Source organism: Kitasatospora sp. NPDC002543 (genome assembly GCF_053594915.1).
Genome location: NZ_JBSFWR010000004.1, coordinates 9,782 through 27,260 on the forward strand (window position 1 = coordinate 9,782; position 17,479 = coordinate 27,260).

Consider the following 17,479-nt stretch of genomic DNA (forward strand, 5'->3'; position numbering starts at 1 on the left):
CAGGAAGCGCGGGGCGCAGGAAGCGCGGGGCGCAGGAAGCGCGGGGCGCAGGAAGCGCGGGGCGCAGGAAGCGCGGGGCGCAGGAAGCGCGGGGCGCAGGAAGCGCGGGGCGTACGGCACGCCCCCCCCGGCACGCCCTCCCCGGCGCGCCGCCCCGACGGGCGGCGCGCTCAGGCCGCTCCGCGCCCGAAGGAGCGCCGGTAGGCGGTGGGTGAGGTGCGCATCACCCGGCCGAAGTGGTGGCGGAAGGTCGCGGCGCTCTCGAAGCCGACCGCCGCGGCGATCTCCTCCACCGTCCCCTCCGGCGACTCCAGCAGCTCCAGGCTGGCCGCGATGCGCTGGGTGACGACCCAGCGCATCGGGCTGGTCCCGGTGCGGGCGGTGAAGTGCCGCAGGTACGAGCGGTCCGACATCCGTGCGGCACGGGCCAGCAGGGAGACGGTCAACGGGGACGACAGGTGGTCCAGGGCCCACCGCATGCTCCTGGCTATGCCGTCCTCGTCCTCCTCGACCGGGTGGACCGCTGCCTCGATGAACTGGGCCTGCCCGCCGTTCCGGTGCGGGGCCACCACGAAGCGCCGGGCCACCGCGTTGGCCACCTTGGCGCCGTGGTCCTTGCGGACCAGGTGCAGGCAGAGGTCGATGCCGGCCGCGCTGCCCGCACTGGTCAGCACGTCGCCGTTGTCCACGTACAGCACGTCCGGGTCGACCCGCACCGCCGGGTACCGCTGCTGGAGCAGCTCGGCGTACCGCCAGTGGGTGGTCGCCTCCCGGCCGTCCAGCAGCCCGGCGGCGGCCAGGGCGAAGGCGCCCCCGCAGATCGACACGATCCGGGCGCCGCGCCCGTGCGCGGTGCGCAGCGCCTCGACCAGGCCGGGGGAGACCTCGCCGCTGAACGCGTTCGGCACCCCGGGGACCACCACGGTGTCGGCCGCCGCGAGTTCGTCGAGGCCGTGCCGGGCGGTCAGCGTGAAGCCGCCCACCGCGTCCAGCGGCGTCCCGGGCCGGTCGGCGCACACCTTCAGCCCGTACCAGGGGGCCGCCAGCAGCCCGATCAGCTCGGGCCGTGCCAGCCCGAACACCTCGATCACCACGCCGAGTTCGAACGGTGCCATCCCCGGGAAGGCGTACACGGCGATGTCGTGCACCGGCTCCGGGCGCCGGCCGATGGCGACGGGCACCGGCCGCCGTCCGACGGCGACGGCCGAGGCCGCAGCCGCAGCCGCAGCCGAGGTCGTACCCGGGGCCGTACCGGTTCCGGTCCCGACCGGGCCGTCGAGGTTCTGCTCGGCCATGGAAACCCCCTGCTCACGGGTGGCGGAATGCCGGTGAGTGTAGCCGCCCCGGCCCCTTCGGAATTTTCTTCGAACCCACCTGCAACCTTCACCGCCGTCACACGTCCTTGGAATGGGGCGGGGGGATTCCGGCAGAGGGCGGCTGGGATGATCCCCCCGATCACGATCTTGATCAGGTGACCTGACGGAACGGCGGCAGCCGTCACCGTCCCGGGGGAAAGCGGATTCGCAGATGTCCATGGCCATCGGGCCGACCGCCGTGCAGTCAGGGGGGCGGGGCTTCTCCATCCGAGGAGTGGTCGCCGTGCTGTTCGGTGCGCAGGAGGCCGGCGAGCCGCTCGCCGGAGTCGTCACCGAGCAGGAGGCGAAGCAGCGCCGTTCCGGCTTCCGGCTGCTGCGCGGCGGCCGCAAGCCCGCCGAGGACCGGCCCACCCTGACCGACCTCTACCACGCCCACCGGCTCGGCCTGGTCCGGATGGCGGTCCTGCTGGTCGACCACCAGGACCTGGCCGAGGACGTCGTCCAGGACGCCTTCACCCAGCTCTACCAGCGCTACGGCGAGGAGTTGGACGACCTCGACAACGCGCTCGGCTACCTGCGGACCTCGGTGGTCAACGGCGCCCGCTCGATGCTGCGCCGCCGCAAGACCGCTCGCGAGTACGTGCCCCCGCACGTGGCCGACGCGCCGTCCGCCGAGGACCACGCGGTGCTCAACGACGAGCACCGCCGGGTGCTGGTCGCCCTGCAGGAGTTGACCACCCGCCAGCGTGAGGTGCTGGTGCTGCGCTACTGGTCCGACCTGTCGGAGGCGCAGATTGCCGAGACCCTGGGACTGTCCCGGGGTGCCGTGAAGTCCACCGCCAGCCGCGCTCTGGACGCCTTGGAAAAGCACCTGGAGAAGGTTCGATGACCGACAAACTCCCCCGCCGCACCGGCGGCGACGGCGACGAGCCGGCCGAGACACCGACGGAACGGCTGCTCCGCGAGGCGATGACGGCCCGGGCCTCCATGGTCACGGCGACCGGTCTGCGCCCGGCCGCTCCCCCGAAGAGCCGGATCCGGCGACTGCGCCCGGTGTACGCCGTCACCGTGCCGCTGGGCCTGGCCGCCGCCATGGCGCTCGGCGTGCTCACCTTCCACGGCGAGCCGGTCGCCCAGGACGAGGTGCCGCCGCCCCCGGCCGCCACCCTGACCGCCGAGCCGAGTCCGACGCCCGAGCCGACCGGCGAGCCCAGCCCGACGCCCACCCCCACCGACCCGGGCACCCCCACCGGCGACACCGAGACCGGGCTGCCACTGGCCGACGGTGTTCCGTCCTCCTCCGCCACCACCCCCAGCTCCACCGCCGGCGCGGCGAGTTCGTACACCCTCCGGGGCGTCAGGTTCAAGGTGCCGGCGGGCTGGAAGGCCGTGCCGGTCTCGGCCGACCGGGTCTGCGTCCTGAGCCCGGGCGCGCCGACCGAGCCGCAGCAGGGCTGGGCGGCGGCGAAGTGCGAGCCGTACGGCGTCCTGGTCGTGGCGTACAACAGCGCGGACGAACTCGACCTCGGAGGCCCCTGGCCGACGATGAACGACCTCAGCGCCCCCGACGGCTGGGGCCACCAGCCGAACTGCCCGATCTGGGGCCGTCCCTACATCCCCGGGAACGGCTACTCCTCGATCGGCGCACCCGTGCGGACCAAGTCCACGGTGGCCGGCAAGACCGTCGACAAGACCCAGTGGAACGTCACCTGCAACCCCGGTGACACCTTCACCGCCCAGCTGTGGGGCATGAGTTCGGACCAGGTCTTCGTGGTGGCGAACGGGCTGAAGAGCGACTACCAGGCCGGCCTGACGTCGATCGTCAACAGCCTGGACGTGAGCGCCCACAAACCGCCGACCTCGGCCGCGCAGACCGGCAAGGACATCGCCATCACCGTCGACGGCGGCATCGGTGCCGGGCAGAAGGTGTCCAACGGCGGCACCCCGGTGACCTTCACGGTGACCTACCGGAACACCGGCCAGAAGGCCTTCGACAAGGTCGCGCCGTTGGTCTACACGAAGGAGTACGCGGGGACGCCGCCGAGCGAGATGGTCCTGATGAACAAGGGCAAGCTGGAGCGCCAGGACGGCGGCGGCTGGACGGAGATCCCGCTCTCGATGGGCGGCGGTACGGACTACGCCATGGTGAGGGAGAACGCCTGGTTCTCACTCGCACCGGGCGAGTCCAGGAAGGTGACGTACCGGATGACCCTGGACCCGGTGGACGGGCCCGGGACGATGCCGGTGGCCGTCCAGGCGACGATGCCGTACGACGCCACCGCGCCGTTGAACGTCCTGGGCGAGCTGACCGTGCCGGTGGCGGTCGTGAAGCGGTAGCACCGAGCGGGGCCGTCGAGGCGCCGTGACCGGGGTTCTCCCTGGTCGCGGCGCCTTTCGGCGTTCCGGGGCGGGCCGCGGAGAATTTCTTCGAACCCACCTGCAACCCCCCGGGCGGATGGACGTCTATCAGGGTGAGAGGCGGGGAGAGCGAGCCGGCGAAGCCGGGGGGCTCGGGCCGGCTCCTCGGGGCGCGACAGTGAGGCGCCCATCCCGATCAAAAACCACCATCACCTTGTCCTTGGGGGGACTGTCACATGAACGCGTCCGTTATCGCCCGTATTGCGAAGATCGTCCCGCTGGCCGTCGTCGCCGCCGTCGGTGTCGCCGCCTGCGGCCCGACCGACGGCGGGGCCTCCGTCGCCGCCTCCGTCTCCGAGCCCACCCCGTCGGCCACCTCCTCGGCCACCCCCGGCGCGGGCGCCGTCCCGACCGCCCCCGCCCCGACCACCCCCGCCCCGGCCGCGCCGACCACCGGGGCCGCGCCGACCACCGGGGCCGCGCCGACCACCGCCGCCGAGGCCCCGGCCGGGCAGGCTCCGGCCCACCGGGCCGCGTCGGCCAAGACCGACGTCAAGGCTGCCGCGAAGGCCGCCGCCAAGCCCGCCCCGGCCAAGCCCGCCACCCCCCGGCCCGGCGGAAGCGGCATCGCCATCACCTTCGGCGGCCTCGGCGAGGGCGGGAAGATCGGCCTGACCGACCTGGTCCCCTTCTCCGTCACCTGGACGAACAACGACGCCACCGGCACCCGCGGCGTGGCCCCGGTGGTGTCGACCCAGCTGTACGAGGGCGCGCCCTGCAACATGATCGTCGCGATGGCGGAGGGCACCCTGGAGCGCAAGGACGCCTCCGGCTGGAAGACGCTGGACAACCTCAGCCAGGGCTCCGGGATGGACTACGTGATGAACCGGAACGACGGGGCCTTCACCCTGGCCGCCGGCGAGAGCCGGACCATCGAGTACCGGATGCGGCTGTCCCAGGCCAACCGCCCGGGGCGGATCACGATCGAGGCGGACGCCCCCGTCCCGAACTCCACGGACTACCACGACATGGCCAAGGCCGAGCTGAACGCCGTCGTCGTCGACAGCCACAGCCCGGAGATCCTCTCGGTGCTGCAGCCGGCCAAGGGCGTGGTCACCACGGACCCGATCCCGTTCGGCTTCCGGGTCTCCTCGCCGGACGGCACCGCGGGCCTGCGCCCCCAGGTGGCCGTGTGGGGGGTCGAGGGACTGACCCCGGACGACGTCACGGTGGAGGCCCTGGTCGGCGACGTGTGGAAGCCGGTCGAGCTGAAGGCCGACTGCGGCCCGGTCACGGTCGACCCGAACGTGCCGGGCGTCCGCGACGGCAACACCGTCGAGTACACCTTCCGGGCCACGTTCAAGAAGATGCCGAGGTACGAGGTGGACATCCGGGTGAGCGCGGAGTCCAACGGCCACAAGTCCGTCGAGCGGTCCGTCTTCGGACGCGACGCGAACTGACACCCCGCACCGAAAGCCGAAGGGCCCGGCCTCCCACTGCTCGGGAGGCCGGGCCCTTCACCGTTGTCCGGCCGCGTCGTGCCCCGGGGCCCGACGCGGCCCCGGGTCCGTCCCGCGTCGGCTCAGGCGAGCGAGGCCATCCAGGCCTCGACGTCCTCGGACCGGCGGGGCAGGCCGGCCGAGAGGTTCTCGTTGCCGTCGGCGGTGACCAGGATGTCGTCCTCGATCCGGACGCCGATGCCGCGGTACTCCTCCGGCACGGTCAGGTCGTCCTGCTGGAAGTACAGGCCGGGCTCGACGGTCAGCACCATGCCGGGGACCAGCAGCGCGTCGACGTGCTCCTCGCGGCGCGAGTGGGCGCAGTCGTGGACGTCCAGGCCGAGCATGTGGCCGGTGCCGTGCAGGGTCCAGCGGCGCTGGAGGCCGAGCTCCAGGACCTTCTCCACGTCGTACACCGAGGCGTCCAGCAGGCCCCAGGCGAGCAGCCGCTCGGCGAGGACGCGCTGGGAGGCCTCGTGGAAGTCGCGGAACCGGGCGCCGGGCTTCACCGCGGCGATGCCGGCCTCCTGGGCGTCGTACACCGCGTCGTAGATGCGGCGCTGGAGCTCGGTGAAGCGGCCGTCGATCGGCAGGCTGCGGGTGACGTCGGCGGTGTAGAGGGTGTCGGTCTCCACGCCGGCGTCCAGCAGCAGCAGCTCGCCGGGGCGCACGTCGCCGTCGTTGCGCACCCAGTGCAGGGTGGTGGCGTGCGGGCCGGCCGCGGCGATGGTGCCGTAGCCGACGTCGTTGCCCTCGACCCGGGCGCGGCGCCAGAAGGTGCCCTCGATCCAGCGCTCCGAGGTGGCGACGGCCTGGCCCAGCTCGCGGACCACGTCGGTGAAGCCCTTGACGGTGGCGTCGCAGGCGGCGCGCAGCTCGCCGATCTCCCACTCGTCCTTGACCAGCCGCAGGCCGCTCAGGAACTCCTTGAACCCGGCGTCCTTGTCGGCGTCCAGCGCGTCGGCGAGCGCGGCCTCCAGGCGGGCGTCGTAGCCGCGGACGATCCGGGTCGGCACGGCGGAGTCGGCGGCCTTGGCGGCCAGCTCCTCGGCGGCCTTGCGCACGTCCCGGGCGGGCAGTCCGAGCAGCTGCTCCTGCTCGCTCAGGCTGTGCCGGCGGCCGACCCACAGCTCGCCGTAGCCGTCCAGCCAGAACTCGCCGTTCTCGCGGTTCGAGCGGGGCAGCAGGTAGAGCGTGAACTCGTGGCCGGCCGCGCCGGTCGGCTCGCCGACCAGCACCGCGTCCTCGGTCCGGTCACCGGTGAGGTGGACGTACTCGCTGGAGGCGCGGAACGCGTAGTCGGTGTCGTTGGAGCGCACCCGCAGGTTGCCGGCCGGGACGACCAGGCGCTCGCCCGGGAAGGCGGCGGACAGCTTGGCGCGGCGCTCGGCCGCGTACGGGGCCTGGGCGACGGGGGTGAGGCCGTGCAGCTCGGTGTCGGCCCAGCCGGACTGCATCGAGGCGGCCAGTTCGTCCGAGATCTCGCCGTAGAGGCCGTTCTTGCGGCCCTTGAACTCCTCGGCCTCCTCGCCGCCCTCGGCCTCGGGGTTCTCGGCCACCGCGGGGGTACGGTCCTCGGTCACGTGCAACGCCTCCTTGGGGGGTGGTACCGCCGCCCCTCGGGGGAGGTGTCGGATCGCGACACGCGCGGGCGGCCGTGCGTCCATGGTACGGACGCCCGGCCGCCCGGTCGTTCCGGGCTCGAACTGTCACTCGAAGCGGGCCGCCAGCAGCATCAGGTCGTCGGTGGCCGGGCCCGCCGTCCCCGGTGCCGGACAGACGGCCAGCAGGTGGGCGCAGAGCCGGTCCGGGTCGATCCGCACGTCGCGCGGGGCGTCGGCGGCGGCCCGGCGCAGGTTGGCCTGCCCGGCGTGCAGGGTGGGGCCGCAGCGGCGGGCCAGGCCCTCGGTGTAGAGCAGCAGGGTGTCGCCGCGCTCGGCGACGAACTCCACCCCGGGCGCCTCCCAGCAGGTCAGCATGCCGAGCGGGGCGGAGAGCGAGGTCTCCACGAACTCGGCGCCCTGCCGGCCGACCAGGACGGGCGGGCAGTGCCCGGCGCCGGCCAGGGTGATCCGGCGCTCCTCGGGCTCGACCCAGGCGTAGACGGCGGTGGCGGTGCGGGTCGGCTCGGTGGTCTTGAGCAGCAGCTCCAGGTCCCCCAGGACGGAGACCGGGTCCTCGCCCTCCAGTACCGCGTACGCCCGCAGCGCGGCCCGGATCCGGCCCATCGCGGCCGCCGCGCCGGGGGCGGAGCCGGGGCCCGCGCCGGGGCCGTCGCCGGAGACGGAGCCGACGGTGAGGCCGACGGTGCCGTCCGGCAGCGGGATCGCGTCGTACCAGTCGCTGCCCGTGGAGCGGTCCAGGCCGGCCGGGACGAGCCGGGCGGCCAGCCGCAGCCCGGCGGCCCGGGGGAGCCGGTCGGGCAGCAGACCGCGGCGCAGTGCCTCGGTGGTGCGCGAGATCCGGTCCGCCTCCAGCTGCTTGGCGAGCAGCGGGGCGGCGACCTCGCAGTAGTGGCGGGCCAGTTCGCGCTGGCAGTCGGTCGGTCCGGCGGGCTCGTCGTAGAACCAGAGGGCGGCGGCGAGCGGGCCGTCCTCGTCGGTGGCGAGCGGCAGCCCGTAGGCGCCGCCGAGGCCGAGGTAACCGGCGAGTTCGCGCAGCCGGGCGCCGATGGCCGGGTCCTCGGCGAGGTCGGGGGAGTGCAGCTGTGCGGGCCGGTCCCGTTCGCGCAGCAGCCGGGCCAGCAGGCTCTGCTCGGCCGGGACGGTCTCCAGGGCTCCGAGGCTGGCGCGGTCGAGGCCGAAGCCGACCGGCTGTCCGGGCCCGCCGCCGGGCCGCCTGGTGACCAGCATGCCGCGGCGGGCGCCGAGCAGGGCGGCGCCGGAGGCGAGGACGGTGTCCAGGGTGGCGGCCAGGCCGCGGGCGCGGGCGAGCCGCTCGGTGTGCTCGTGCAGGCTGGTGATATCGGACAGGCGTCCGGCCAAACGGTCCTGCACGGCGGCGGACGGCGGCGTGCGGTCGTCCGCCGTGCCGCCCGGGGCGTCGACGGGGCCGGGCAGGTCGGGCAGGTCGAGGACGGTGAGCCCGCCTGCGCAGCCGGGTTCACCCGGCTCGGCGGTCGTCGTGGTCGGGAGGGCCGCCGACGGGTGGGACTCGTTCATGCCGTCACTCCTGACGCGGTGCTACGTGCCATGCGAAACCCCCAGGTACGGCCGATGTGGAGCGAGCACGGCCAAAGGGCGTGTTTCGCCTCGATTCGCTACTACTCGTCATTGATCGACAGCAATGCCACCACTTCTACACAGGCCATTCGGGGCATGTCCAGATCCAGGACGACGCGGTGGCCTGTTCCACATCCATCGCGACCCGGTCGGGGGGCGCGCGGGGTTCACGCACGCGCCGGTCGGCCCGGGAGGCATGGAGGGGGCCGCGAACGGGCAGAACCGGGAGGACGGACCGGGCGGCCGTCCGGATCGTATGTCCGTGCCGCCCGCGAGCCGCTCCGGCCGGAACTCTCTCACTCGTACGGTGGAACCAAGCGCGCCCGGGCGGCGTCCATCCGGTCGCGTACGGGATTCTCGTTCCAAGGGCTGTGCCGGTGCGCGGCCCTTCATGTCGTGCTCCACACCCGCTCCGCGTCGCAGCCGCGCCGTCCGCCCTGCCGCCCGCCCCGTTCCGCGTCGCCCGGGGCCGTGCCGCGGCCGGCCCGCGCGGAGGATCCCGACGGACGCCGGCGGAGCGGAGCGAACCGAGCGGTCAGGGAAAGGAACGAGCGCCATGCGTGAGAACCCGAAGGGCCGGCCCGAGGAACGTTCCGCCCGGCTGGCCGCGGCCCTGACGGCCGCCGTCGACCACCGCTGGCCCGTGGTGCCGGGCGCCGTGCTGCGCGACGGCCGCTGCTCCTGCGGGGACCTGGACTGCACCGTCCCCGGCGCCCACCCGCACGACCCCTCGCTGCTGGCCGCCACCACGGACGCCCGGATGGTGCGCTGGTGGTGGGAGCGGCAGAGCCCGGACGCGCCGGTGCTGGCCGCCACCGGCTCCACGGTCTCGGCGGTCAGCCTGCCCGCGGCGGCCGGCGCCCGGGCGCTGGTCTACCTGAGCGCGCTGCGGCTGCCGCTCGGCCCGGTGCTGGCGATGCCGGGCCGCTACGCGCTGCTGGTGGCCCCGTACTCGCTGGACATGCTCGGTGACATGCTCGTCCAACTCCCTTGGGTGCCAGGCTCGTTGCATTACCACGGGTCGGGCGGCTTCCTGCCGCTGCCGCCCGGTGGCGCGGCAGTGGGGGCCCCTCCGGGCGAAGGCCGGGGGAGGGTGCGCTGGGTGCTGGCACCGCGGCCGGGCGTCGGCGGCCGGGTCTGGCTGCCGCAGGTCGGGCCGTTGCTGGGGGAGTTGGTGGAGGCGGCGGTCCGGCTGGACAGCGGACGCTCGGCCTACTGAGAACGGGCGCTCCCGAGGGCGCTCCGGAAAACAAAAGATCCGACCGCTGGCGACGGGGGATGCACCAGCGGCCGGACTCTTTAGACAGTAACAAGGATCCGCGCCCGCGCCAATTTCCAAGACGCCCTCCACGCCCGGAAATTGCGCGTTCACCGCGACAATGTGACGCGTATCACGCGGACACCTGCGCGCTTTAGTTCAGGGTGACCTGACGGTTCACCAGGTTCGCGCGGGTGCGCCGCTCCTCGGCCGTCAGCGGGGTCCCGTCGGCGAGCACGGCGGCCAGCCGCTCGGCGAACTCGGCGGCCGGCTTCTCGCAGTCGGCGGCGGTCATCGCGAGCGGGAGGTCCCACACCGGGACGGTCAGGCCGTGCGCGCGGAAGGAGCCGACCAGGCGGGTGTCCGGGCCGAGCGAGGCCTCGCCGGCCGTGTTCAGCCGGGCCAGCGCGTCCAGCAGCTGCTCCTCGGGCACGGTCATCACCCAGCGCAGGTGGTTCTTGTCCGGGGTGCCGCACCAGTAGGCGGAGTCCACGCCGGTGAGCTTCTCGGTCGGGATGGCCGAGGCGTTGGCGCGCTCCAGGGAGGCGGCGACCTCGCCGGTGGCGGCCTCGGCGTCCTCCAGCCAGAACTCGAAGCCGGTGTGCACGGCGGGCGTGAACGCGGCGGTGGTGTCCAGCAGGTCCTGGAGGCGGCGCCCGCCCGGGACGGTCCGGCGGGCCGGCACCGGGCTGCCCGGCTCGGTGGTGAGGGCCAGCTCCAGGGCGTCCGCGAGGTCGCGGCTGAGGTCGCCGGAGGAGGACTGGGTCTGCAGGCCGAGCAGGATCGAGCCGTCCTGGCGGCGCAGGGCCGGCCAGGCCAGCGGCAGCACGGTGGCCAGGGTCACCGACGGGACGTCACCGGTCGCGCCCTCGGCCACCCCGGCGGCCAGCGTCAGCGGCACCGTGGCGGCGGGCACCAGCTCGCGCAGCGCCACCCAGTCGGCCTCGCCCGGCAGGCCCTCGAACGGGCGGTGCACCAGCTCCTGCACCGCGTGCGAGGCCTCCCGGCCGTGACACGCCTTGTACCGGCGGCCCGAGCCGCAGGGGCAGTCCTCGCGGGCCCCGACCACGGGGATCTCGCCCGTGACGGCGGTGGTGGACTGGCGCTGCGGCGCCTTCTTGGCGGCCTTCTTGCCCATGCTGCGGCTCTCCCGGGAACGGTGGTCCTGTGTCCCGGGAAGCCTAACGACACATTCCCCGAGCCCGGCTCACGCGCTACGGGCATCGCCTCCGGTGCGCCGGGCGTGCCGGGCCCGGGCGGGCAGCGCCGCCCAGACCGTGACCTCGCCGGGGGCGTCGCGCACGCCCCAGTCGCTGGCCAGCTGGTCGACGATGCTCAGGCCGCGGCCGCCGCGCGAGGTCAGCGAGGGACTCGCGGGCAGCGGCCGGGTGGCCGCCCCGCCGTCCGTGACCTCCAGGGTGAGCACCCCGTCGGCGTGCATCTGCCAGCGGACCAGCACCCCGCCGTCCGGCTCCTCCGGGCCCTCGGCGGGCTCCCGGCCGCCCGGCGCGGAGCGCGTCCCGGACGGGACGCCGACCAGCACCTGCCCGAGCACCTCGGCCCTGGCGCTGCGGCCGAGGGCCGGCAGCGGGCCGAGCGGACGGGCGTACCGACAGGCGTTGCTCAACAGCTCGGAAAGGATCAGAACAGCATCATCGATGACCGGTTCCGGTACCTGCCGGTCACCCAGATCTCGACGCAGTCGGCGCCGTGCGACCCCGACACTCGCTGGGCCGTGCGGCACTGCCATGGTCGATGAAGTCGGCACTTCACGCGCCACCATCAACGCCACCCCCGGACCTCCTTCAGCGTATGCCGAGGGAGAGATGCCCCTTGGTAATGCGTCGGAAACGAGCACCGGACGATCCCGCGAGCCCATTTCGAGTGAGGCGACCGTCGGTCGACATCAGGTCATTCCCCGCTCACCCTCCGTCGCCCGGCCGCAAGAATTCCGGCAATTTCGTGCGAGGAAGGTTTGACTGCCGACCAGAGTGATCGGATCGGAGGGGTTCGGAGGGCGCGGAGCCCGGCCGCCGACGGGTCCGGTCCGAGCCGCCCCGGCCGATCACCGGCCGAGCTGCGCCAGCACCTCCGCGGGCCGGTTGGTGATGATCGCGGACACCCCGAGCTCCAGGCAGAGCTCGACGTCGGCCGGCTCGTCCACCGTCCAGACGTGCACCTCGTGCCCCAGCTCCCGCAGCCGGGTCACCAACCGGGGGCGGGCCCGCACCAGCTCGATGCCCGGGCCGGCGATCCGCGCCCCGCCCGGCAGCGGCGAGCCCGGGCGCAGCCGGCCGAGCAGCGGCAGGGTCCGCTCGAACAGGAAGACCCGCCGGTACTGCGGTGCGGCGGCGGCCACCCGGTTCAGCGCGATCGGGGAGAAGCTCATGATCCGGGCGGACGGGCGGTCGCCCTCCCGGGTCGCGCCGATCTTGAACCGCTCCAGCGTCCGGAGCAGCTCGGTCTCCACCCGGCCGCGGAAGCGCACCGGGTGCTTGGTCTCGATCGCCAGGTCCACCGGGCGGCCGCACTCCACCACCAGCTCCAGCAGCCGCTCCAGCCGCAGCACGCCGCGCAGCTCCGGGTCGGTGCTGGGGCGGCCGGTCTTCCAGGCGCCGAAGTCGTACGCCTCCAGCTCGGCGAGGGTCATCGCCGAGACGGTGCCCCGGCCGTTGGAGACCCGGCCGATCCGGCGGTCGTGCACGCAGACCAGCGCGCCGTCGGCGGTGACCCGCACGTCGCACTCCAGCGCGTCCGCGCCCTCGTCGAGCGCGCGTCGGTAGGCCGCGAGGGTGTGCTCGGGCAGGGCGTGGGAGGAACCGCGGTGGGCGATCACCTGGACGGGAGGCGCGGTGCGCGCCGCCGTCGAGGACAGGTCTGGGCTGGTCACGGGCCCAACGATAGGTGGCGCAGGTGAAGCGCGGACGAAGACGGCCCCAACCTGTGGGGCCGTCTGCGCCCCGCCGCCCGGCCGCGCCGGTGCGGGCCGCCCGCCCGGGGCCGCCCGCCCGGGACCGGGCGGATTCCTCAGGACCGGGCGGCGCGGCGGCCGAGCGGGGTGAGCGCCCAGGTGACCAGGGCCGGCACCAGGAAGGCGAACAGCGAGGCCGAGGTCCACTCCTGGGGGGTGAAGTGCAGCGCCTCCTGGGCGGAGGTCCAGAGATCCGTCCACCAGCCGGCCACCTTGGTCGGGGCGATGAACTGGTAGACCGCGAAGCCCAGTGCCCACGGCAGCAGCATCAGCCAACGGGACGGCGCGTCGGCGGAGAGGTTCCAGCCGCGCCGGCCGGCGCCGAGGAAGTAGTCCACCACGAGCACCGCCAGCAGCGGCACGAACACCGAGCCGATCAGACCGAGGAAGCCGTAGTAGGTGTCGGTGAACTCGTCGATCTGCAGCGCCAGCACGGTGATCAGCACGCCGATCGCGCCGGAGAGCACCCGGCGGTCCACCTTCGGCAGCAGGTTCTGCACCGACATCGCGGTCGAGTACACGTTGGCGAAGGACTGGTCCGTCTCGCGCAGCACCAGCACCAGCAGGAACAGCCAGCCGGCCCAGACGCCGAGGAAGGAGTCGAAGATCCGGTTCGGGTCGCCGTCCGACTGCAGCAGCGCCATCAGGCCGAGCACGTAGCACCAGACCTGGGCGATCGTGTAGCCGGAGAAGCTGCCCCAGAACGCCGAGCGCGGGGTGCGCGAGTGCCGGGTGTAGTCGGCGGCCAGCGGGACGAAGGAGACCGACACCGCGATCATCGCGTCGGTGGCGCCCAGGAAGCCGTGCCAGTTGCCCGCGCCCGGGTCTGGCACGCCCTCGCGGCCCAGCTGGACGGTGAAGTACACCATCGCCACCGCGACGGCCCCGGCCACGAAGCGGCGCAGCACGGCGATCGAGCCCAGCGGCCAGATGGTCAGCGCGGTGGTCAGCGCGCCCGCGAGCAGGACGAACAGCCAGCGGTAGCCGGTGGTGTGCGCGACGGTCTGCGCGCCCGCCGAGATGGTCAGCAGCTCGAACACGCCCCAGCCGACGCACTGCACGATGTTCAGCACCGTCGGCAGGTAGGACAGCCGGGTGCCGAACAGTCCGCGCAGGTTGGCCATCGCGGGGGCGCCGGTGCGGGCGCCGATCAGCGCGGCCACACCGAGCATCGCGGTGCCGACCGCCGTGCCGACGGTGATCGCCGTGACCGTGGCGGCCAGCGACAGCTCGCTGCCGCGGGCGCCGAGCACGGTGGCGGCGGTGGAGAAGCCGATCAGGCTGACGCCCAGGTTCATCCAGAGCGCGAAGTGGTCGCGGAAGCGCAGCGTGCGCGGCGGCTCGGTGTCCAGGACCAGCGGCGCTTCGACGTGCTCGGTGCGCCCGGGGCGCTCCAGCAGGGCCGTGGCCGTGGGCCCGGAGGGGTCCGCGGATCCGGAGCGCTCCGCGGCCCCGGACGGATCCGTGGACTCGGGCGCGCCCGAAGAAGAGGATGGCGAAGCAGACGGCATGGCCGATACTCCCTACGCCGGCATTACCCGGACAGGTTCCGGCGGTCTGCGCCCCCTCGGCCGTCCGTCACCCAGGTGGCGTACGGTCGTCATGCGCACTCTCAGCCTGGTGGGTCCAAGCTCCCGCGTGTCAGTTGTGAGCGCCAGGCTAACCGGCACGGGGGCGAACACCCAAGGCCGAGGGCGCGCGGTCCGCATCGCGGGACGTCCGGCGGGGGAGGGGAGCCCCGGTCGTCGGTCCGGCGTCGGTGCCGGCTAAGGATTCTTATGAGTTCTTCAGAGGGGTCCTTACGGCAATCGAATCGACAGTGCGAAAAACTATGGTCCTTGGTTCTGCCAGCTATGGAGGTCGTCCGTGAGCACCGAGCGCGAGGTTGGGCCCGTCGGGCCGCAGGGGGAGCAGCCCGCCGGGCCGGGGGCGGCCGAGTCCGCTTCCGAAGGCCCCGCTCAGGGCGGGCACCAGCCGACCATGGCCTTCCGGCGGGTGCCGGAGGCGGGCGCGGCCGAGGCCGCCGCCGAGTCGGCGCCGCCCGTCGAGACCGGGGGCGTTCCGGCCGAGGGCGGCCACAAGCCGACCGTCGCCTTCACCAAGGTGCCCGCACCGGAGGCGCCCGCGGCGCCCGTCGCCCCCGCCGCTCCGGTCGTCGAGGAGCCGGCCGTCGACCCGGCCACCGGCTACATCGACGCGCCGCCGCCCGTCCTGCCGCCCGCCCCGCAGGCCCCGGCCGCCGCCGCGCCCGCCGCCCCGGCCCTGCCGCCGGCCGGCAACCCGTACGCCACCCCGACCCACGGTGTCCCCGCCGCGGGCGCGCACGAGGGGTACGGCGCCGCGCACGCCGCCCCCGGCCACCACCCCTTCGGGGCCGGCCAGCCGGTCGGCGGCTGGGGCCCGGCCCACGACTCCACCTCCGGCGGCGCGGGCTACCCCGGCGGTCCGGCGGGCCCGCTCGGCTACCCCGCGGACTACCCCGGCGGTCCGGGCGGCCCCGGCGCCCCGCGCAAGAAGCGCAACGGCCTGGTCGGCCTGATCGCGGCCGTCGCCCTGGTCGCCGGTGTGGCCGGCGGCGCGCTCGGCGTGACCGTCGTCGACCGCAACGACGGCCCCCGCTCCTCGAACGACCACCGGAGCACCACCGTCCAGGCCAGCGACACCCAGAAGAACGAGCCCGTCCCCGGCTCGATCGCCGCCATCGCGCAGAAGGCGCTGCCCAGCGTCGTCACCATCAAGGCGCAGGGCAACGGCGAGTCCGGCACCGGCACCGGTTTCGTCTTCGACACCGAGGGCCACATCCTCACCAACAACCACGTGGTCGCGCCGACCCTCAACGGCGGCAAACTGACCGTCAAGTTCGCCGACGGCAGCTCGTACAGCGCCTCGGTGCTGGGCCACGCCGAGGGCTACGACGTCGCCGTGGTCAAGATCGACAACCCGCCCAAGAGCAAGCTGGCGCCGCTGCCGCTCGCCGACTCCGACAAGGTCAACGTCGGCGACGCCACCGTCGCGATCGGTGCGCCGTACGGCCTGGAGTCCACCGTCACCAGCGGCATCATCAGCGCCAAGGACCGCCCGGTGGCCTCCGGCGACGACACCGGCTCGCAGGCCTCGTACATGAACGCCCTCCAGACCGACGCCTCGATCAACCCCGGCAACTCCGGCGGTCCGCTGCTCGACTCCGGCGGCGCGGTGGTCGGCATCAACTCGGCGATCCAGTCCAACGCCTCCTCCAACGGCCGGGCCGGCAGCATCGGCCTGGGCTTCGCCATCCCGATCAACCAGGCCAAGTGGGTCGCGGACACCCTGATCAAGACCGGCAAGCCGGTCTACGCCAAGCTCGACGTGCTGCGCAACGACGACTACAAGGGCGACGGCGCGCAGATCCAGACCAAGGACATCCAGGGCCAGCCCGCCGTCACCCCCGGCGGCGCGGCCGACAAGGCCGGCCTCAAGCCGGGCGACGTCATCACCAAGCTCGGCGGCGTCCCGATCGAGAACGGTCCCGCCCTGGTCAGCCGGATCTGGACGCACAAGCCCGGCGAGACCGTCGACGTCGAGTACACCCGCAACGGCCAGACCCTCAACACCAAGGTCACCCTCGGCCAGCGCGAGGGCGACCAGTAGCCCCCTCCCGCGCGGAAACGTGTGCGCCGAACCCCGCCGGACCCGTTAGGCTGACCTCCGCCTGGAGAGCTGCCCGAGCGGCCTAAGGGAACAGTCTTGAAAACTGTCGTGCGGTGACCCCGTACCGTGGGTTCGAATCCCACGCTCTCCGCCGGTAGGAGAACCACCTGCTCAGGGCGGGTGCCGAGATCGCTCGGCACCCGCCCTCGGTGTTTTCCGGGGGCCGGGGGGCGACGGGGGTTGACCCTGACACCGTGGCAGGGGATGGAGTGGTCGCACCATGTTGAACATCGGAGACTTCGCCAGCCACGGCCGGGTGTCGGTACGGATGCTGCGCCACTACGACGCGATCGGACTGCTGCGGCCCGCCCGGGTGGACCCGGTCACCGGGTACCGCTCGTACGAGGCGGCCCAACTGGCCCGGCTCAACCGGGTGATCGCGCTCAAGGAGCTCGGTTTCACCCTGCAGCAGGTCCGGGCCGTCCTGGACGAGCGGGTGGACCCGGCCGAGCTGCGCGGGATGCTGCGGCTGCGGCGGGCCCAGCTCGCCGAGGCGATCGCGGCCGACGAGCTGCGGCTGGCCCGGGTGGAGGCGAGGCTCCGGACGATCGAGAGCGAGGGGACCATGTCCGCACACGATGTCGTGGTGAAGCCGGTACCGCCCGTCCGGGTGGCCCAACTGTCCGGTGTGGCCGCGAGTTACGAACCGGAGGACATCGGGCCGGTGATCGGGCCGCTGTTCGCCGAGCTGTGCCGGCGGCTGGCGGCGGCCGGGGTCGAGGCGACCGGGCCGTCCGTCGCCCACTACCAGGACGCGCCGGAGGGCGACGGCGCGGTGCTGGTCCGGGCGGCCGTCCCGGTCGGCCCGTCGGTGCGGGCGGAGGCGCACGACTTCGAGGTGGTCGACCTGCCGCCGGTCGAGGAGGCGGCGACGATCGTGCACCGCGGCGCGATGGACGGGGTGCTGGGCACGGTCCAGGAACTGGCCCGCTTCATCGAGGAGAACGGCTACCGCTCGGCCGGCTACGCCCGGGAGCTGTACCTGGAGTGCCCGGAGGACCCGGCGGGGTGGGTCACCGAGATCCAGGAGCCGGTGGCCCGGCGGTAGCCGTACTCCGCCTGCCCGGCCGGGGGCGCGCCCCGCCCGCCTCCGCCTCCGTCCTCCCGCCGCGGCCCACTTGCCCGGTCCCTGCCGTCCGGGCAGAGTGCGGAGGTGGAGGCGGGCG

Annotated in this window: 13 protein-coding genes, 1 tRNA gene and 1 riboswitch; of the genes, 7 read left to right on the forward strand and 7 right to left on the reverse strand. The window is 73.9% G+C overall.

Going from position 1 to position 17,479, the window contains the following annotated elements; all coding sequences use genetic code 11:
* Positions 1 to 170 precede the first annotated feature (170 nt).
* Positions 171 to 1,295: a helix-turn-helix domain-containing protein gene (locus tag ACWD4P_RS03025; protein WP_449778371.1), complete on the reverse strand. Its 1,125-nt coding sequence runs from the start codon at positions 1,293 to 1,295 to the stop codon at positions 171 to 173.
* A gap of 391 nt (positions 1,296 to 1,686) precedes the next feature.
* Here ACWD4P_RS03025 and ACWD4P_RS03030 point away from each other — a divergent pair, with 391 nt between their 5' ends.
* The 3 genes from ACWD4P_RS03030 to ACWD4P_RS03040 all read left to right on the forward strand — a co-directional run bounded on the left by ACWD4P_RS03030 (position 1,687) and on the right by ACWD4P_RS03040 (position 5,134).
* A complete protein-coding gene (locus ACWD4P_RS03030; protein WP_449778442.1) occupies positions 1,687 to 2,205 on the forward strand; it encodes an RNA polymerase sigma factor in 519 nt (172 codons plus the stop codon).
* Entirely contained in the window at positions 2,202 to 3,653 is a 1,452-nt protein-coding gene (locus ACWD4P_RS03035) for a hypothetical protein (protein ID WP_449778372.1), read from the forward strand. The genes ACWD4P_RS03030 and ACWD4P_RS03035 overlap by 4 nt, the downstream gene beginning before the upstream one ends.
* Positions 3,654 to 3,910: 257 nt before the next feature.
* On the forward strand, positions 3,911 to 5,134 hold the full coding sequence (locus ACWD4P_RS03040; protein ID WP_449778373.1) for a hypothetical protein: 1,224 nt from the start codon (positions 3,911 to 3,913) through the stop codon (positions 5,132 to 5,134).
* 122 nt (positions 5,135 to 5,256) lie between these two features.
* On the opposite strand, the gene ACWD4P_RS03045 is transcribed toward ACWD4P_RS03040, so the two are convergent.
* Together ACWD4P_RS03045 and ACWD4P_RS03050 are read right to left on the reverse strand one after the other, a co-directional pair.
* Positions 5,257 to 6,756, reverse strand: coding sequence for an aminopeptidase P family protein (locus ACWD4P_RS03045; protein ID WP_449778374.1), 1,500 nt, complete (start codon positions 6,754 to 6,756; stop codon positions 5,257 to 5,259).
* 126 nt (positions 6,757 to 6,882) lie between these two features.
* Positions 6,883 to 8,334 carry a PP2C family protein-serine/threonine phosphatase gene (locus ACWD4P_RS03050; RefSeq protein WP_359827878.1) on the reverse strand — a complete coding sequence of 484 codons (1,452 nt, stop codon included), beginning with the start codon at positions 8,332 to 8,334 and terminating at the stop codon, positions 6,883 to 6,885.
* A gap of 616 nt (positions 8,335 to 8,950) precedes the next feature.
* Between ACWD4P_RS03050 and ACWD4P_RS03055 the strand changes: the two genes are divergently transcribed.
* Positions 8,951 to 9,613 (forward strand): bifunctional DNA primase/polymerase, encoded by a 663-nt coding sequence (locus tag ACWD4P_RS03055; RefSeq protein WP_359827880.1) that lies wholly within the window; start codon positions 8,951 to 8,953, stop codon positions 9,611 to 9,613.
* Positions 9,614 to 9,806: 193 nt separating this feature from the next.
* Here the strand turns inward: ACWD4P_RS03055 and ACWD4P_RS03060 are convergent, their stop codons facing one another.
* The 4 genes from ACWD4P_RS03060 to ACWD4P_RS03075 form a co-directional block, all read right to left on the reverse strand.
* The gene (locus ACWD4P_RS03060) at positions 9,807 to 10,790 is read right to left on the reverse strand and encodes a DUF5926 family protein (RefSeq protein ID WP_359827882.1); all 984 of its coding nucleotides are present in this window, start codon (positions 10,788 to 10,790) and stop codon (positions 9,807 to 9,809) included.
* 69 nt (positions 10,791 to 10,859) lie between these two features.
* Positions 10,860 to 11,444 (reverse strand): ATP-binding protein, encoded by a 585-nt coding sequence (locus ACWD4P_RS03065; RefSeq protein ID WP_449778375.1) that lies wholly within the window; start codon positions 11,442 to 11,444, stop codon positions 10,860 to 10,862.
* Positions 11,445 to 11,717: 273 nt separating this feature from the next.
* A complete protein-coding gene (locus tag ACWD4P_RS03070; RefSeq protein ID WP_359827884.1) occupies positions 11,718 to 12,542 on the reverse strand; it encodes a glycerophosphodiester phosphodiesterase in 825 nt (274 codons plus the stop codon).
* A 137-nt stretch (positions 12,543 to 12,679) separates the two neighbouring features.
* On the reverse strand, positions 12,680 to 14,134 hold the full coding sequence (locus tag ACWD4P_RS03075; RefSeq protein WP_449778376.1) for a purine-cytosine permease family protein: 1,455 nt from the start codon (positions 14,132 to 14,134) through the stop codon (positions 12,680 to 12,682).
* Positions 14,127 to 14,271: riboswitch (TPP riboswitch) on the reverse strand. It overlaps the preceding gene by 8 nt.
* A gap of 218 nt (positions 14,272 to 14,489) precedes the next feature.
* Here ACWD4P_RS03075 and ACWD4P_RS03080 point away from each other — a divergent pair.
* From ACWD4P_RS03080 to ACWD4P_RS03090, 3 genes are all read left to right on the forward strand, one after another.
* Complete coding sequence (locus tag ACWD4P_RS03080) at positions 14,490 to 16,253, forward strand: S1C family serine protease (protein WP_449778377.1); 1,764 nt, start codon at positions 14,490 to 14,492, stop codon at positions 16,251 to 16,253.
* 63 nt (positions 16,254 to 16,316) lie between these two features.
* A tRNA-Ser gene (locus tag ACWD4P_RS03085) sits at positions 16,317 to 16,404 on the forward strand.
* Positions 16,405 to 16,533: 129 nt separating this feature from the next.
* A complete protein-coding gene (locus ACWD4P_RS03090) occupies positions 16,534 to 17,361 on the forward strand; it encodes a MerR family transcriptional regulator (protein ID WP_449778378.1) in 828 nt (275 codons plus the stop codon).
* Positions 17,362 to 17,479 lie beyond the last annotated feature (118 nt).

What these genes read in the sequence shown, in the direction of transcription:
- ACWD4P_RS03025 (WP_449778371.1), bottom strand. Translation starts at nt 1,295, where the DNA reads ATGGCCGAGCAGAACCTCGACGGCCCGGTCGGGACCGGAACCGGTACG.
- ACWD4P_RS03035 (WP_449778372.1), top strand. Translation starts at nt 2,202, where the DNA reads ATGACCGACAAACTCCCCCGCCGCACCGGCGGCGACGGCGACGAGCCG.
- ACWD4P_RS03040 (WP_449778373.1), top strand. Translation starts at nt 3,911, where the DNA reads ATGAACGCGTCCGTTATCGCCCGTATTGCGAAGATCGTCCCGCTGGCC.
- ACWD4P_RS03050 (WP_359827878.1), bottom strand. Translation starts at nt 8,334, where the DNA reads ATGAACGAGTCCCACCCGTCGGCGGCCCTCCCGACCACGACGACCGCC.
- ACWD4P_RS03055 (WP_359827880.1), top strand. Translation starts at nt 8,951, where the DNA reads ATGCGTGAGAACCCGAAGGGCCGGCCCGAGGAACGTTCCGCCCGGCTG.
- ACWD4P_RS03060 (WP_359827882.1), bottom strand. Translation starts at nt 10,790, where the DNA reads ATGGGCAAGAAGGCCGCCAAGAAGGCGCCGCAGCGCCAGTCCACCACC.
- ACWD4P_RS03075 (WP_449778376.1), bottom strand. Translation starts at nt 14,134, where the DNA reads ATGCCGTCTGCTTCGCCATCCTCTTCTTCGGGCGCGCCCGAGTCCACG.
- ACWD4P_RS03090 (WP_449778378.1), top strand. Translation starts at nt 16,534, where the DNA reads ATGTTGAACATCGGAGACTTCGCCAGCCACGGCCGGGTGTCGGTACGG.